Here is a 16,134-nt window from a genome sequence, read left to right on the forward strand (position 1 = left end):
CCGGTGTACTGGCAGGCATTCCGGGCCGCCCCGGAGGCGTTGGTAGTGCTCGACGCCGCCGGGGTGGTCCGGCTCGCCAGCAGCGCCGCCGAGGCGCTCTTCCACCGGACCACCGTCGACCTGGTCGGGCGCCGCGTCGGGGAGCTGTTCGTCAGCGACCCGCGCGGCGCGCTCGGCGCGGAGACGGGCGACGAGCCCGTCTACACCGGCTCGGCGATCCGCCTGCCGGGCGGCGCCGAGGTGCCGGTCGACGTGCGACTGGGCACCCTGCCCGGCGACCCGAGCGGGCTCGTCGTGCTCGCCGTCGACGACCAGGGCGCCGGCGGCCTGTCCCGGTCCAGCCTCGAGCACCGCGTGACCCGGCTGCAGCAGGAGGGCGCCGCGCAGGAGCAGGCGCTCGGCGACGTCATCCTCAACCAGGAGCGGGAGCGGGCCCGCATCGCCGCCGGGGTGCACGACGACAGCCTGCAGGTGATCACCGCGGCGATGCTGCGGCTGCAGCACCTGCGCCGCCGGCTGCGCGACCCCCGCAACCTGGAGCTGCTCAGTAAGCTTGAGGAGAGCCTGGCCCTCGCCGCCGACCGGCTGCGGCGGCTGATCTTCGACTTCCGGCCGCCGAAGCTGACCAGCGAGGGGCTCGCCGCGGCGACGAGGGACCTGCTCGACGGGCTCGCCGAGGACCACTCGCTGGCCGTACACCTGGACAACCGGCTGCGGGACGAGCCGGCGCTGCCCACCCGGCTCCTGCTCTTCAGGATGCTGCAGGAGGCCGTCGCCAACGTCTACAAGCACGCTGACGCCGACGAGTGCACGGTGATCCTCGACGAGCAGGACGGCGGCTACCTGATCCGGGTCGTCGACGACGGGGTCGGCGCCGAGGAGTTCGAGACCGACGCGGGGCACCTCGGCCTGGTGCTGATGCGGGAGCGGGCGGCGCTGGCCGGCGGGTGGTTCCGGATCGGCAGCGTGCCCAGGGGCAGCGCCGGCAGTGGCACGACCGTCACGTTCTGGGTGCCGCGCGGCGCCGACCTGCAATCCAAAGGAGCCGCCTGATGCGCTACCGCGTGCTGATCGTCGAGGACCACCAGGTGGTCGCCGAAGGCCTCGCCGCGCTGCTCAACGAGCACGACGAGCTGCGTGTCGTCGCCATCGCCGGCGGCGTCGGGGAGGTCGAGCACCTCGCCGACGTCGAGCGGGTCGACGTGGTGCTGTGTGACTACTGGCTGCCCGACGGCACCGGCCCCGAGGCGGTCGCCGCGCTGCGGCTGCACCAGCCCGACGTCGCGATCGTGTTCCTCAGCGCCGACACCAGCGACGAGGTGATCCTCGCGGCGCTGGAGGCCGGCGCCGCCGGCTACCTGGTGAAGAGCGCCGGCGGGGCCGACGTCGCGGACGCGGTGCGCCGGGCGATCGACGGGGAGATCCTCGTGCCGGCCCGCCAGCTGGCGAAGCTCCTCGCGCGGCGGCGGGAGCGCTCGCACCGCTCCGCGGAGCACGCCCGGCGGCTGGACAGCCTGACCCCGAGGGAGCGGCAGATCCTGACCCTGATGACCTCCGGCATGGACAACCGTGACATCGCCAGGGAGCTGAGCATCAGCTACACCACCGTCCGCAGCCACGTGCGGCATCTGCTGTCGAAGATGGGTGCCCGGTCGAAGCTGGAGGCCGTCGTACGAGCGGCGGACTGGGACGCTCCTACAGTTGCGCCATGAGGGCGCTCCTACAACTGCACTATGAGCATTTCGGACATTGGTACGCTGACCTGAAATTTCCGAATCCGTAATGTTTTGACCTGCCCGACGTCGTCGTACGTGAGGACAGGTCTTGAAGCGTTCCCGTCTTGTGTGGCTCAGCGCCACCCTGGTGCTCGCCGCCGCCGCTGTCACCACCGGTGGTCTTGTCATGCGCAACTCCGAGGAGAAGCACGGTCCGGCCACGGCGGCCGGCCGGCAGCTCCAGCTGCCGTTGCACACCAACGGCAACCGCATCGTCGACGCCGGCGGGCGGACGGTCACCTTCACCGGGGTCAACTGGTTCGGCCTGGAGACCAACACGTTCGCCCCGCACGGGCTGTGGTCCCGCTCCCTGGACGACATGCTCGACCAGATGGCCGCGCAGGGCTTCAACTCGGTGCGCCTGCCCTTCAGCAACGAGCTCTTCGACGCCGCCTCGAAGCCCAACGGCGTCGACTACAAGCTCAACCCGGACCTGCAGGGGCTCACCGGCCCGCAGATCATGGACAAGGTGGTCGAGGGCATCACCAAGCGCGGGATGATGGTCATCCTCGACCGGCACCGGCCGACCTCGCAGGGCCAGAGCAACCTCTGGTACACCGACAAGGTCAGCGAGGAGCGGTGGATCTCCGACTGGAAGATGCTCGCGAAGCACTACCGTGACAACCCGCTCGTCGTCGGCGCCGACCTGCACAACGAGCCGCACGGCGAGGCCACCTGGGGCACCGGCGGCGACAAGACCGACTGGCGGGCCGCCGCGGAGCGGGCCGGCAACGCCATCCTGGCTGAGAACCCCGACTGGCTGATCGTCGTGGAGGGCATCGAGTCCTACGACGGCGACGGGTACTGGTGGGGCGGCAACCTCCAGGGCGCGGCCAAGGACCCGGTCCGGCTCAAGGACCAGTCGAAGCTGGTGTACTCCGCGCACGACTACAGCCCCAAGGTGTGGTCGCAGCGCTGGTTCACCGACCCGGCGTTCCCGGCCAACATGCCGGCGCTGTGGGACAAGCAGTTCGGCCACCTCGTCAAGAACAACGTGGCCCCGGTCCTGATGGGCGAGTTCGGCGGCCGCTCCGTCGCGGAGAAGGACGCCCAGGGCAACAAGGACCTCGAGGGCATCTGGCAGCGGCACCTCATCTCCTACATGAAGGAGAACGGGTTCAGCTACACGTACTGGTCCTGGAACCCCAACTCCGGCGACACCGGCGGGGTCCTGAAGGACGACTGGAAGACGATCGACCAGGCGAAGATGGACCTGCTCAAGTCGTACCAGTCGACGCCGACGGCCAAGAAGCCCTAGGCAGTCGTCGATGGCCCTCCCTGCGCTGTTATGTTCAGCGTGGGGAGGGCCTCATGCCTGAACGGGACCTTACGGTCGGCGACCTGCAAGCGATCCTCACTGTGCCGCCGGACGCGCCCCGGGCCGGTCTGGTGCTGGTCGACGGCTCCGGGCCCGCCACGCGGCACGACTGGGTCGGCATCCCCGGCTGGCTGGCCGGGCGCGGGGTGGCCACGCTGCGGCACGACAAGCCGGCCGGCTGGTGGGCGCAGAGCTTCGCCGACCGGGCCGCCGAGGCCCTCGCCGCCGTCGCCGCCCTGCGCGCCGAGACCGGCGTGGAGCGGGTCGGCCTCATCGGCTACAGCCAGGGCGGCTGGATCTCCTTCCTCGCCGCCACCGGCCGGCCGGAGGCCGTCGACTTCGTGATCACCGTGTCCGGGCCGGCGGTCGGCATCGCCGAGCAGGAGCGCGTCCGGATCGAGCGGGCGCTGCGCCGCGCCGGGCACCCGCCCGCCGTCGTCGACGAGGCGATGCGCTGGGTCGACGAGCGCGCCGCCAGGCTCGCCGTCGGCGACCCGCCCGCCCAGGTCCTCGACGCGCAGCACCGGCACGCCGGCCGCGAGTGGCACGACGTGGCCGCGGCCGCGCCGTACGACACCGTGGAGACCCTCGCGTTCTTCGCCCAGGCGCTGAGCTTCGACCCCGCCGCGGTCGTCCCGCACCTGCGCTGCCCGATCCTCGCCCTGTTCGGCGCCGCCGACGAGCTCGTGCCCGTCGAGCGCAGCGTCGCGGTCCTCGCCGAGCGCCTCTCCGGGCTGCACCGCGGGCGCAACGCCGTCGCCGTCCTCCCCGGCGCCGACCACATGCTCTTCGTCACCGAGGGTGAACATTCCCCGGTGTTTCTGTCGATGTTGGGGGCGTTCCTCGACCTCGTGGCCGTCTCGTAGGGCATCGAACCGGGCAACCCGCCCGACTTGTGTGGTCCGCCCACATAGCTCGGTGCCCTGCGCCACTCCTAGCGTGTGCGAACACCGCCAGCAGGCGCTGGCCTTAACAAGGCGTTCACACGGAGGAAGCGTGATTCGGCAGACGACTGCGCCGCGGCGGGTACTGTTCGCGGCGCTCGGGTTGGGCATCGCGGCGACGTTCACGGCGGCGTGCAGCAGCCCCCAGGAAGCGGCGCAGGAGCCGGCGAAGGACGGCACCCCCATCAAGGTCGGCCTCGTCTACTCGCAGACCGGTGCCCTCGCCGGCTACGGCAAGCAGTACATCGAGGGCTGGAAGGCGGGCCTCGCCTTCGCGACCAAGGGCACCGGCAAGGTCGGCAACCGCCCGGTCGAGGTCAAGGAGGTCGACGACGCGGGTGACCCGGCGAAGGCCGTCTCCGCCGCCAAGGACCTCATCGGCCAGGGCTACAAGATCATCGCCGGCAGCACCGGCTCGGCCGTCGCCGGCCAGGTCGCGCCGCTCGCCGCGCAGAACAAGGTGCTCTTCATCTCCGGGCCGGCCGCGTCCGATGCGGTCACCGGCGTCAACAAGTACACCTTCCGCTCCGGCCGCCAGTCCTACCAGGACGTCCTCGCGGCGAAGTCCTACCTGCCGTCGCCGACGGGCAAGAAGGTCCTCGTGTTCGCGCAGGAGGGCACCTTCGGCAAGTCCAACGCCGACGCGGTCAAGGCCGTCATCGGCGGCGCCGGCGCCACCGTCGACAACCTGTTCGTCCCGGCCAGCGCGACCGAGTTCACCGGCTTCGCCGCCCAGGCGAAGGGCGCCAAGGCCGACATGATCTTCGTGGCGTGGGCCGGCACCACCGCCCCGGCCATGTGGCAGGCGCTCGACCAGCAGGGCGTGCTCGGCTCGACCATGGTCGTCACCGGCATCGACCAGCGCGCCTCCTGGGCCACGTTCGGCGCGGCCGGCAGCAAGCTGTCGCTGCTCGCGCACTACTTCGACGGCGCCAGCGACAACGAGGCCACCACCGCGCTGCGCAAGGGCGTCGAGGGCGGCAAGGTCGACCTGTTCCACCCGGACGGCTTCACCGCCGCGCAGATGGTGGTGCGGGCGGCCGGCGAGGGCGGCGACGACGCCGACAAGATGGTCACCGCGCTCGAGGGCTGGAGCTTCGACGGCGTCAAGGGCAAGCTGACGGTCCGCAAGGAGGACCACGCCCTGCTGCAGCCGATGTTCCAGGGCAAGTTCTCCGGCTCCGGCGCCGACCTGAAGCCGGAGCTCGTCAAGGCGATCGACCCGGCCGACGCGGCCCCGCCGGTCGTCCAGATGAAGGGCTGACGGTTGTTCCCCCGAACCAACACGCCGCATGTTGGGGTCACGGCCGGGGCGGTTGACGCCCCGGCCACCGGCCTGCTGTCGACCAGGCGGCTGACCTGGAAGATCGGCGAGGTCGCGATCGTCGACCACGTCTCGATCGACCTGGCCGAGGGCGAGTTCCTCGCCGTGATCGGCCCCAACGGCGCGGGCAAGACCTCGCTGTTCAACCTGATCTCCGGCCTGCGCCGCCCGACGGACGGCTCGGTCACGCTCGCCGGGCACGACGTCACGCGGCTCGCGCCGCACCGCCGGGCCCGCCGCGGCCTCGGCCGCACCTTCCAGTCGTCGTCGGTGTTCGGGTCGCTGACCGTGGCGCAGAACGTGCGGCTCGCCGTGCAGGCCCGCCGGGGCGGCTCGATCCGGCCCTTCCCGCTGCGCGGGGCGGACAAGGACATCGCCGAGCGCGCCGACCGGGTGCTGTGGCGGGTCGGGCTCGACCACCGCGCCGGCACCCTGGCCGGCACCCTCGCCCACGGCGAGAAGCGCAAGCTGGAGATCGCGCTGCTGCTCGCCGGCGAGCCGAAGGTGCTCCTGCTGGACGAGCCGATGGCCGGCGTCAGCGCCGAGGACGTCCCGGGGCTGGTCGCGCTGATCAAGACGCTGACCCGCGACGAGCGGCGCAGCGTCCTCATGGTGGAGCACCACATGGACGTCGTGCTCGACCTGGCGGACCGGGTGGCCGTCATGCACCACGGCGCCCTGCTCATCTGCGACACGCCGGAGGTCGTCATGGCCGACCGCACCGTCCAGGAGGCGTACCTGGGGGAGAAGCTGTGAGACATCCTCTGAGCACGGTTATGTCGACTCGCTTCGCTCCCCGACATAACCGAAATGTCGGACATGTTCGCGCAGCGGACATGTCCGGGAAGGTGGCACCGTGACCGCCATTCTCGATATTTCGGATTTGTCGGTCAAGGTGGGCGGGTCGCACATCCTGCAGGGCGTCACGTTCTCCGTGCAGCCGCAGGGCGTCACCGCGCTGCTCGGCCGCAACGGCGTCGGCAAGACCACCACGCTCAAGGCCGTCCTCGGCCTCATGCCGCGCGCCGCGGAGATCACCGGCCGGGTCGGCTTCGCCGGCGGCAGCATCCTGCGGCAGCCCACGTTCCGGCTGGTCCGGCAGGGCCTCGGCTACGTGCCCGAGGACCGCGGCGTCTTCGCCGGGCTCACCGTCGCGGAGAACCTGCGGCTCGCCGAGCGCGCCGGCACGGCCCCCGACTACGAGACCGTCCACGGCCTCTTCCCGGAGCTGCGCAAGCGGGCCCGGCAGCGGGCCGGCACCCTGTCCGGCGGCCAGCAGCAGATGCTGGCGATCGGCCGGGTCCTGCTCAACCCCAACCGGCTGCTGCTCATCGACGAGCCGACGAAGGGCCTCGCCCCGAAGGTCGTCACCGAGGTCGCCGCCGCGCTGGAGGCCGTCGCCGCCGTCGTGCCGATGCTGCTCGTCGAGCAGAACCTGGCGGTGGTGCGCCGGATGGCCCGCCACGCCGTCGTCATCGCCAACGGCCGCGTCGCGTACACCGGCGGGGCCGGCGACCTGCTCGACTACACCGAGAAGACCAAGGCGCTGCTCGGCGTCGGCAAGGGAGAGCACGCATGAGCACGTTTGTGCTGTTGACCTTGACCGGGCTGGGTCTCGCCGCCCTGTACTTCCTCGTCGCGTCCGGTCTGGCGCTGGTCTTCGGGCTCGCCGACGTGCTCAACTTCGCGCACGGGCTGTTCCTGTCCGTCGGCGCGTACGGCACCTGGTGGGCCTCCGGCAACCTCCCCGGCGCCGGGGCCTCCGGATGGGGCTTCGTCCTCGCCGTCGCGTTCGGCGTCCTCTGCGGCACGGTCGTCGCCGCGCTCGTCGAGCTGGTGCTGATCCGGCCGCTGTACTCGCGCACCATCGAGCAGGTCCTCGTCACCGTCGGGCTGTCGCTGGCCGGCGTGGCGCTGCTGCAGGCGTCCTGGGGCGCGGACCCGCGGACCTACCCGCGGCCGCAGTGGACGCAGGAGCTGACCGAGATCGCCGGCGCCCGCGTCCCCAACGACCGCTTCCTGCTCATCGGCGCGGCCGCGGTGGTCCTCGCCGGCCTGCTCGCGTTCCTCAAGTACACCCGCATCGGCCTGGTCATCCGCGCCGGTGTCGAGGACCGGTCCATGGTCACCGCGCTCGGCATCGACGTGCGCCGCGCGTTCACGCTCGTCTTCGCGATCGGGGGCGCCGCCGCCGCGCTCGCCGGCGCGCTCGGCGGGGTCTACGCCGGCTCGATCTCCCCGACCGGCGGCAGCTCGCTGCTCATCTTCGGCTTCATCGTCGTCGTCATCGGCGGGATGGGCTCGGTGGTCGGGGCCGCCTACGCCGCCGTCGCCGTCGGGCTGCTGCAGCAGTTCGTCAACTACACCTCACCGGGGCTCGGCGACATCTGCGTCGTCGCGCTCCTGGCGATCGTGCTGCTCGTCCGCCCGCAGGGCATCACCGGAAAGGTCGCCACCTCATGATGACGGACACCGCGGTGACCCCCGGCGGCACCGTGCCGAAGCCGCGCCGGAAGTGGCACCCCGCCCGGTTCGGGCCGCTCGTCTTCCTGGTCGTGCTCATCGCGCTGCCGTACTGGTCGATCTCCATCCCGGGCGTGTTCGACGCGGCGATCAACAAGCCCGGCACGCTGCAGCTGCTCGCGCTGTGCCTGGTGTTCGGCGCCCTCGCCACCGGCTACGACCTGCTCTTCGGGCGCACCGGGCTGCTGTCCTTCGGCCACGCGCTCTACTTCGCCGCCGGCGTCTACGGCACCGACGTCCTCGTCACCAAGGCGGGCTTCCCGCTGTGGCAGGCCGTGCTCCTCGCCGTCGTCGGCACCGCCGCGATCGCCGCGGCGCTCGGGGCGATCGCGCTGCGGACCAACGGCATCGCCTTCGCCATGGTCACCCTTGCCTTCGCGCAGGTCGGCGCGATCACCATCGGGCGCGACCCGGGCGGGCAGACCGGTGGCGAGGAGGGCCTGCCGATGGACACGTCGGGCGTGCCCGACGCGCTCGTCGGCGTCACCAACACCGTGAACCTGTACTGGCTCGCGGTCGGCGTCGCCGTCGTCACTGTCCTGGTCGTGCACGCCATCGCCGACGCGCCCGCCGGGCGGGTGCTCGCCGCGATCCGCGACGACGAGCGCCGCGTCGGCGTGCTCGGCCTCGACCCGTACCGGTACAAGCTGTTCGCGTTCACCGTCGCGGGTGGGCTCGCCGGCCTCGCCGGTGCCATGTACGCGCTGCTGATCGGCGGCGCCACCCCGCACGTGGCGGCGTCCGACCAGACGCTGACGCTGCTCGTCATGGTCGTGCTCGGCGGCCCCGGCACCCGGTGGGGGCCGCTGATCGGCGGGATGCTCTTCACGTACCTCGACTACCGGCTCGTCGCGTTCGGCCGCTCCGACGCCGTCGACAGCCTGCCGGGCGTGCTGAGCGGGCCGCTGTCGCAGCCGCTGTTCGTGCTCGGCACGGTCTTCATCCTCGCCGTGTACTTCTTCCCCGGCGGCCTCGCCGGCCTGCGGACCCGCCTCGGACCCCTTGCGAGGTGGATACCGGACCGCCGATGAGCGGTCCCCCCGGGCACCGGTCGATTCGATCACCATCGAATCGACCGGTGTCTTTTTTGTGTGGGGTACGGGCACACGCTTACACGGGCAAATGTATGGATCGCCTCCATGGCCTGGGTGTGGCGCCGGTCATAGCGTTCGCCGCAACGGCGGGCCACATGTGACCGCCACCCGCCCACCGCCACGAGGAGGTGTGTCCCCCGATGGACGGTCCCGCCCTGACAGCGCGCGGTCTCACCCGTGACTTCCGCGGCTTCCGGGCCGTCGACGCGGTCGACCTCACCGTCGCCGCCGGCAGCGTGCACGCGCTCGTCGGACCCAACGGCGCCGGCAAGACGACGCTGTTCAACCTGCTCACCGGGTTTCTCGCACCGACCGCCGGGCGGATCGAGCTCGGCGGTGACGACATCACCGGGCTCCCGCCGGAGCGGGTCGCCCGCCTCGGCGTCGCCCGCTCCTTCCAGATCACCAGCCTCTTCCCGCAGCAGACCGTGCGGACCCACGTCGAGCTGGCCCTGCAGAGCGCGACGGGGCTCGGCTGGTCGTTCTGGCGCAGCCACCGGCTCCTGGACCGCTTCTCGGCCCGCGCCGGCGAGCTGCTCGACCTGGTCGGCCTCGGCGACGCGGGGGAGACCCTGGCCGGCAGCCTGGCGTACGGGCGCAAACGGGCCCTCGAGCTGGCCATCGCGCTCGCGCTGGACCCGAAGGTGCTGCTGCTGGACGAGCCGACCGCCGGGATGGGCCTGGAGGACGTCGACCGCACCGTCGAGCTCATCGCGGCCGTCCGGGACGGCCGGACGGTGGTGCTGGTCGAGCACAACATGCGCGTCGTCGGCCGGCTCGCCGACACCGTCACGGTCCTGCAGGCCGGCCGGGTCCTCGTCGAGGGCCCCTATGAGCAGGTCCGCACCGATCCGCGGGTGATCGAGGCCTATCTGGGGAGCTCCGATGTTGCACATTGACGGTCTCTCGGCGTGGTACGGCGAGGCGCAGGTCCTGCGCGACGTCGACCTGTTCGTGCAGCGGGGCGAGGTCGTCACCCTCTGCGGGCGCAACGGCGCCGGCAAGACCACGCTGCTGCGCTGCGTCATGGGGCTGCACACCTCGCAGTCCGGCACCGTCCGGCTCGCCGACGAGGACGTCACCGCGCGCAAGGTCCACCAGCGGGCCCGCCGCGGCCTCGGCTGGGTGCCCGACGACCGCGGCGCCTACGCCACGCTGACCGTCGCCGAGCACCTCACCCTCCCGCCCGTCGTCGGGCCGTCCCCGTGGAGCCTGGAGCAGGTCCACGAGGCGTTCCCGGCGCTGTACACCCGGCGCTCCAGCCCGGCCACCAAGCTCTCCGGCGGCGAGCAGCAGATGCTGGCCCTCGCCCGCGTGCTGCGGATGGGCGCCACGGTCCTGCTCTGCGACGAACCCACCGAGGGGCTCTCCCCGCTGCTGGTCCAGCAGGTCGGCGAGATCCTGCGCCGGGCCAAGGAGCACGGCGTCACCGTCCTGCTCGTCGAGCAGAACCTGCACTTCGCCACCACGGTCGCCGACCGCCACTACCTCCTCGCCGAGGGGCGGATCGTCGGCGCGTTCGACAACACCGACATCCAGTCCCGCGAGGCCGAACTCCTCGCACACCTCGGGATCTAGGAGAAATATCATGAGAAAAGCGCTCGCGGCCGGTGCCGCCCTCTGCGTCGCCCTGTCGGGCTGCGGTGGCGGCGGACCCCGCTCCGGCGGGAGCTCGAAGCTCACCGGCGACAAGCTCGTCCTCGGCATCCTCAACGACCAGTCCGGCGTCTACGCGCAGCTGTCGGGCAAGAACTCGGTCGTGGCCGTGAACATGGCGATCGAGGACTTCAAGGCCAAGTACGGCGACAAGGCGATCACGAAGAACATCTCCGTGGAGACCGCCGACCACCAGAACAAGCCCGACGTGGCGAACACCCGCGCCGCGGAGATGTACGACCGGCTCGGCGTCGACGCGATCCTCGACGTGCCGACGTCCTCGGCCGCGCTGAAGGTCGCCGACGTCGCCAAGGCGAGCAAGAAGCTCTACTTCAACATCTCCGGCGCGACCACCGACCTGACCGGGAAGTCCTGCAACAAGTACACCTTCCACTACGCCTACGACACCGCGATGCTGGCCAACGGCACCGGCACCGCGACCACCCAGGCGGGCGCGAAGAACTGGTACATCGTCTACCCCGACTACGCCTTCGGCCAGGACATGGAGAAGTCCTTCAAGGCCGCGATCGCCAAGGGCGGCGGCAGCGTCGTGGCGAGCGACCCGACCCCGTTCCCCAACGACAACTTCTCCACGTTCCTGCTCAAGGCGCCGACGCTCAACCCGAAGCCCGACGTGCTCGGCACCATGCAGGCCGGCGCCGACCTGGTGAACCTGGTCAAGCAGTACAACGAGTTCAAGCTGCGGGACAAGGGCGTCGGGCTCGCCGTCGGGCTCATGTTCCTCACCGACATCCACTCGCTGACCCCCGATGCCCTGGCGGGCACGACGTTCACCGACGCGTGGTACTGGAACTTCGACGCCGAGAACCGCGCCTGGGCCGACAAGTTCTCCGCCCGTGCCGGCGGCCAGCGGCCCACGTTCGCCCACGCCGCCAACTACTCCGCGGCGATGCAGTACCTGGAGGCCGTGCAGGCCGCCGGTACCGACGACGCCGACGCCGTGGTGAAGCAGCTGGAAGGCAAGAAGGCCAACGACTTCTTCCTCCGCAACGGGGAGTTCCGCGCCGCCGACCACCGGGTCGTGCACGACGCCTACCTCGCCAAGGTGAAGCCGGCGAGCGAGGTCAAGGAGCCCTGGGACTACGAGCAGATCGTCAAGACGATCCCCGCCCAGGAGGCGTTCCGCGCCCCGTCGGCCGACTGCAAGCTCTAGTCCGATGGGTTTCCTCACCCACACGTTCAACGGACTGGTCGGGGGCAGCTTCTACGCGTTGCTCGCCCTCGGCCTGTCGGTCATCTTCGGCATGCTGCGGGTGGTGAACTTCGCCCACGGCGCGTTCTACATGCTCGGCGCGTTCGGCGCCTACGTGCTGCTCGCCGAGGCCGGGATCTCCTTCTGGTGGGCGCTGCTCGTGGTGCCGCTGGTGCTCGGCCTGCTCGGGATCCTGCTGGAGCGCGGGCTGATCCGCCGGCTGTCCACACTGGACCCGCTGTACAACTTCCTGCTCACGTTCGGGCTCACGCTCATGCTGCAGGACGTGGTGAAGTCGCGGTACGGCTCGCAGTCCAACCCCTACGGCGCGCCGGCCGGGCTGCGGGGGACCGTCGACTTCGGGCTGTTCGACTTCCCGGCGTACCGGGTGTTCGTGTTCGGCGTGGCCGTGCTGCTGTGCGTCGCCGTGTGGTGGCTGCTGACCCGCACCCGGGTCGGCACCGTCGTGCGGGCCGCCACCGAACGCCCCGAGCTGACCCGCGCCCTCGGCATCGACGTCGGGCGGTGGATTGCGCCCGTCTTCGGCTTCGGCGTCGCCCTCGCGGCCCTCGCCGGGGTGCTCGCCGCGCCGATGCGGGCGGTGAACCCGCTCATGGGCGCCGACCTGATCATCGGCGTCTTCGCGGTCGTCGTCATCGGCGGCCTCGGCTCGGTCTTCGGCAGCGTCGCCGCGGGCTTCGCGATCGGCCTGCTGCAGGCGTGGAGCGAGGCATACGGGCCGGCGCTGCTCGCGCAGACCCTCATCTTCCTGGTCATGGCCCTGGTCCTGCTCTTCCGGCCGGCCGGGCTCTTCGGGCGAGAGGAGCTGCCGACATGACCGGGCAGCGGAGCGGCTCGGCCCGGTCATCATGTGGCAGGTTCGGGGCAGGCCGGCGCCGGAGCGTAGCGGAGGTGACGGCATGACCGGGCTGATGCTGCAACGGGTGAGGACCCCGCGGTGGGTCGGCTGGGGCCTGGTCGCGGTGGGGGCGCTCATCGCGCTCTGGCTGCCCAACGGGCTCTATCCGGCGGTCGCGGTGGACATGCTGTGCTGGGCGCTCTTCGCCGTCGCGATCGATCTGCTGCTGGGGTACGGCGGGCTGCTGTCCTTCGGGCACGCGGCCTTCTGGGGGACCTCGGCGTACACCGCCGGGATCATCGCGGCGCGGGTGGGCGTGCCCTTCCCCGTCGCGGTGCTCGGCGGCGCCCTCGCCGCGGCCGCCCTCGCGGTGCCGATCGGCTACCTCGCCGTGAAGCGCTCCGGGATCTACTTCGCGATGGTGACCCTGGCCTTCGCGCAGATGGTGTACTTCGTGGCCAACGAGTGGTCGTCGGTGACCGGCGGCGAGAACGGGCTGCAGAGCGTGCCGCGGGAGCTGTTCGGGCTCGACCTGTCGGACCCGTACTACTTCTACTACGCGGCGCTGCCCCTCGCCGCGCTCGGGCTGCTGCTCGCGTGGCGGATCGTGCACTCGCCGTTCGGCCGGGTGCTGGTCGCGATCCGGGACAACCCGGCCCGGGCCCGCGCGCTCGGCTACCCGGCCCACCGGTACAAGCTGCTGGTCTTCGTCCTGTCGGCGTTCGTCGCCGGGCTCGGCGGCGGGCTCTTCGCGGTCGCGCACGGCTTCGTCTCCCTCGACGTCGTGCACTGGACGACCTCGGGCAAGGGCGTGGTGCTCGTCGTGCTCGGCGGCATCGGCACGCTGTGGGGCGGGGTGGTCGGCGCGGCCCTGGTGGTGAACCTGGAGGACCAGCTGTCGCAGGCGGGCTTCACGCTGATCGGCCTGGTCACCGGGGGCATCTTCGTGCTCGTCGTGCTGCTCTTCCGGCGCGGCCTGTGGGGGTCCGCCGTGGCACTGGTCCGCCGTTTTGTTCCCTAGTGTGATCGCCCGCACATTCTGATACGAGACGGTTCCGTATCGCTTCGCCTTCCCTTAGGTTGGTGGAGGATACGGAACTGTTCCGTATCGTATCGCGCGTTCGCTCACTGGGGGCTTGAACCACATGGACGCAGCCACACCCAACACCGGACATCCCCGCCGCTGGGCCATCCTCGGCGTGCTCGTCATCAGCCTGCTCGTCGTCGTGCTGGACAACACCGTCCTCAACGTCGCCATGCGCACGATCGCCGACCCCGTGCACGGCCTGGGCGCGACCCAGAGCGAGCTGGAGTGGTCGATCAACTCCTACACCCTGGTCTTCGCCGGTCTGCTCTTCACCGCCGGCATCCTCGCCGACCGGCTCGGCCGGCGGATCACGCTCACCGTCGGGCTCGTGCTCTTCGGCATCGCGTCGCTCGTCTCCGCGTACGCCGACTCGCCCGCCCAGCTGATCTGGGCCCGCGCCCTCATGGGCCTCGGCGCCGCGGCGGTCATGCCCTCGACCCTGTCGATCATCGCCAACGTCTTCGACCCGCGCGAGCGGGCCAAGGCGATCGGCGTCTGGGCCGGCGCCGTCGGTCTCGGCGTCGCGATCGGCCCGATCGTCGGCGGCCTGCTGCTCGAGCACTTCTGGTGGGGCTCGGTCTTCCTGATCAACGTCCCGATCGTCGTCGTCGGCGTGGTCCTCGTCAGCGTGCTCATCCCCGAGTCGCGGGACCCGCGCCCCGGGCGCATCGACATCGTCGGCGTGGTCCTGTCCATCATCGGCCTGACGCTGCTCACGTACGGTGTGATCGAAGGCGGCGAGTCCGGCTTCGGCGAGCTCAAGTCCTGGGGCACCCTGGCCGCCTCGGCCGCCGTCCTCGCCGCGTTCGTGCTCTACGAGCGGAGCATCGAGTTCCCGTCGCTGGACGTGAAGCTCTTCGCCAACCGCCAGTTCTCCGCCTCCACCGCGATGATCGGCCTGGTCTTCTTCGCCGCGATGGGCGCCATGTTCACCAGCGCCTTCTACCTGCAGCTGGTGCGCGGCTACGGCCCGCTCGCCTCCGGCGCGCTCTTCGTGCCCTTCGCGCTCGGCCAGCTCGTCTTCGCCCCGCGCAGCGCCGCGATGGTCAAGCGCTTCGGCCCCAAGGCGGTCAGCACCACCGGCCTGCTCCTCGTCTCGCTCGGCCTGGCCGGCTGGATCTTCATCGGCGCCTCGACGCCGATCTGGGTCGTCGGTGCCCTGTTCTTCATCATGGGCGTCGGCATGGCCAACGTGATGCCGCCCGCCACCGAGGCCATCATGGCCGCGCTGCCCCGTGAGAAGGCCGGCGTCGGATCGGCCGTCAGCAACACCATCCGCCAGGTCGGCGGTGCCCTCGGCGTGGCCGCCCTCGGCGCGGTCATCAGCTCCTACTACCGCAGCGGCGTCGAGTCCTCCACGACCGGCCTGCCGGCCGCGGCGAAGCACGTGGCCGACGAGTCGATCTCCGGTGCGTACGGTGTCGCGCCGCACGTCGGGCCCGCCGGGCCGGCGCTGATCCAGCACGCCAACGACGCCTTCATCACCGCGATGCACTACTCGGCGATCGGCTCCGCGATCTTCGCGGTCCTCGGTGCGGCCGTCGCGTTCGCCTTCCTGCCCGGCAAGCGCCCGGCCTCGGCTCCCGCGCCCACGACCGCGGAAGGCCTCGCCGAGGAGCAGGGTGTCGAGCTGGTGGACGTGTGATGTCCTTCGAGCCGGCTGTTGATGGCTTCCGTGTGAGAACTCGGTAACAATGGAAGCCATGACGACGGCGAGCGTGGATGCGGTGGCCGACCAGGACCGCAAGGGTCCCGGCCGGCCCCGCAGCGCGCGCGCGGACGAGGCCATCATCGAGGCGGTCCTGGACCTGCTCAGCGCGGGCCAGAGCGCCGACGCGCTGTCCATCGAGGCGGTCGCGGCGAAGGCGGGCGTCGGCAAGGCGACGATCTACCGCCGCTGGCCCAACAAGGAAGCCCTCCTCATCGACGCCGTCACCACGATGAAGGGCCCCGTCCCGGAGCCCGCGGGCGTGTCGGTCCGCGACGACCTGGTCGCCCTGATCGCGGGCATGCGCTCCAAGCGCATGCACCACTACGGCAAGGTCACCGCCTGCCTGCTGCCCGAGCTCGTCAAGAGCGAGGAGATGCACAAGGTCTACCAGGCCGGCGTCGTCGAGCCCCGCCGCGAGGTGATGCGGGGCGTCCTGCGCCGCGGCATCGAGAGCGGCGAGCTGCGCGCCGACCTGGACGTGGAGCTGACGCTGCTCATGCTGTCGGGCCCGGCGATCGTGCAGAACATGCTGCACTGGAACCCTGCCGTGCCCGACGAGGGCTTCGCCGAGCACCTGGTCGACGCCATCCTCCGCGGCGCCCGCCCCTGATCCCGTTTCCACCCAGCTTG

General features: G+C 71.2%; 16 protein-coding genes. All 16 read left to right on the forward strand.

The genetic code is table 11. From position 1 onward, the window contains the following. Positions 1–3 precede the first annotated feature (3 nt). The 16 genes from AB0J72_RS15795 (at position 4) to AB0J72_RS15870 (ending at position 16,114) form a co-directional block, all read left to right on the forward strand. Positions 4–1,053, forward strand: coding sequence for an ATP-binding protein (locus AB0J72_RS15795; RefSeq protein WP_363399188.1), 1,050 nt, complete (start codon positions 4–6; stop codon positions 1,051–1,053). After that, complete coding sequence (locus tag AB0J72_RS15800) at positions 1,053–1,712, forward strand: response regulator transcription factor (protein WP_344503523.1); 660 nt, start codon at positions 1,053–1,055, stop codon at positions 1,710–1,712. The genes AB0J72_RS15795 and AB0J72_RS15800 overlap by 1 nt, the downstream gene beginning before the upstream one ends. Before the next feature lie 112 nt (positions 1,713–1,824). After that, on the forward strand, positions 1,825–3,033 hold the full coding sequence (locus AB0J72_RS15805) for a glycoside hydrolase family 5 protein (RefSeq protein WP_344503524.1): 1,209 nt from the start codon (positions 1,825–1,827) through the stop codon (positions 3,031–3,033). A 53-nt stretch (positions 3,034–3,086) separates the two neighbouring features. Beyond that, positions 3,087–3,959 (forward strand): alpha/beta hydrolase, encoded by an 873-nt coding sequence (locus tag AB0J72_RS15810; protein ID WP_363399191.1) that lies wholly within the window; start codon positions 3,087–3,089, stop codon positions 3,957–3,959. A 130-nt stretch (positions 3,960–4,089) separates the two neighbouring features. After that, positions 4,090–5,301, forward strand: a complete 1,212-nt coding sequence (locus AB0J72_RS15815) for a substrate-binding domain-containing protein (RefSeq protein ID WP_344503526.1) — start codon at positions 4,090–4,092, stop codon at positions 5,299–5,301. A 72-nt stretch (positions 5,302–5,373) separates the two neighbouring features. After that, positions 5,374–6,117, forward strand: coding sequence for an ABC transporter ATP-binding protein (locus tag AB0J72_RS15820; RefSeq protein WP_363399352.1), 744 nt, complete (start codon positions 5,374–5,376; stop codon positions 6,115–6,117). Between the two features lie 100 nt (positions 6,118–6,217). Continuing rightward, positions 6,218–6,940 (forward strand): ATP-binding cassette domain-containing protein, encoded by a 723-nt coding sequence (locus AB0J72_RS15825; RefSeq protein WP_344503527.1) that lies wholly within the window; start codon positions 6,218–6,220, stop codon positions 6,938–6,940. After that, positions 6,937–7,824, forward strand: a complete 888-nt coding sequence (locus AB0J72_RS15830; protein WP_363399194.1) for a branched-chain amino acid ABC transporter permease — start codon at positions 6,937–6,939, stop codon at positions 7,822–7,824. Before AB0J72_RS15825 ends, AB0J72_RS15830 begins: the two co-directional genes overlap by 4 nt. Beyond that, positions 7,821–8,915 (forward strand): branched-chain amino acid ABC transporter permease, encoded by a 1,095-nt coding sequence (locus tag AB0J72_RS15835; RefSeq protein ID WP_363399196.1) that lies wholly within the window; start codon positions 7,821–7,823, stop codon positions 8,913–8,915. Before AB0J72_RS15830 ends, AB0J72_RS15835 begins: the two co-directional genes overlap by 4 nt. A 203-nt stretch (positions 8,916–9,118) precedes the next feature. Next, complete coding sequence (locus tag AB0J72_RS15840; RefSeq protein ID WP_363399198.1) at positions 9,119–9,877, forward strand: ABC transporter ATP-binding protein; 759 nt, start codon at positions 9,119–9,121, stop codon at positions 9,875–9,877. Continuing rightward, positions 9,864–10,556, forward strand: a complete 693-nt coding sequence (locus AB0J72_RS15845; RefSeq protein ID WP_344503531.1) for an ABC transporter ATP-binding protein — start codon at positions 9,864–9,866, stop codon at positions 10,554–10,556. Before AB0J72_RS15840 ends, AB0J72_RS15845 begins: the two co-directional genes overlap by 14 nt. Positions 10,557–10,566: 10 nt before the next feature. Then, positions 10,567–11,808, forward strand: coding sequence for an ABC transporter substrate-binding protein (locus AB0J72_RS15850; protein WP_363399201.1), 1,242 nt, complete (start codon positions 10,567–10,569; stop codon positions 11,806–11,808). Positions 11,809–11,812: 4 nt separating this feature from the next. After that, a complete protein-coding gene (locus tag AB0J72_RS15855) occupies positions 11,813–12,685 on the forward strand; it encodes a branched-chain amino acid ABC transporter permease (RefSeq protein WP_363399203.1) in 873 nt (290 codons plus the stop codon). Between the two features lie 82 nt (positions 12,686–12,767). Next, entirely contained in the window at positions 12,768–13,727 is a 960-nt protein-coding gene (locus AB0J72_RS15860) for a branched-chain amino acid ABC transporter permease (RefSeq protein WP_363399205.1), read from the forward strand. A 124-nt stretch (positions 13,728–13,851) separates the two neighbouring features. After that, entirely contained in the window at positions 13,852–15,438 is a 1,587-nt protein-coding gene (locus AB0J72_RS15865) for an MFS transporter (protein ID WP_363399207.1), read from the forward strand. Positions 15,439–15,496: 58 nt separating this feature from the next. After that, the gene (locus AB0J72_RS15870; protein WP_363399209.1) at positions 15,497–16,114 is read left to right on the forward strand and encodes a TetR/AcrR family transcriptional regulator; all 618 of its coding nucleotides are present in this window, start codon (positions 15,497–15,499) and stop codon (positions 16,112–16,114) included. The last annotated feature ends 20 nt before the right edge of the window (positions 16,115–16,134 follow it).

The organism is Dactylosporangium sp. NPDC049742, assembly GCF_040674675.1.
Classification (GTDB): Bacteria; Actinomycetota; Actinomycetes; order Mycobacteriales; family Micromonosporaceae; genus Dactylosporangium; species Dactylosporangium maewongense.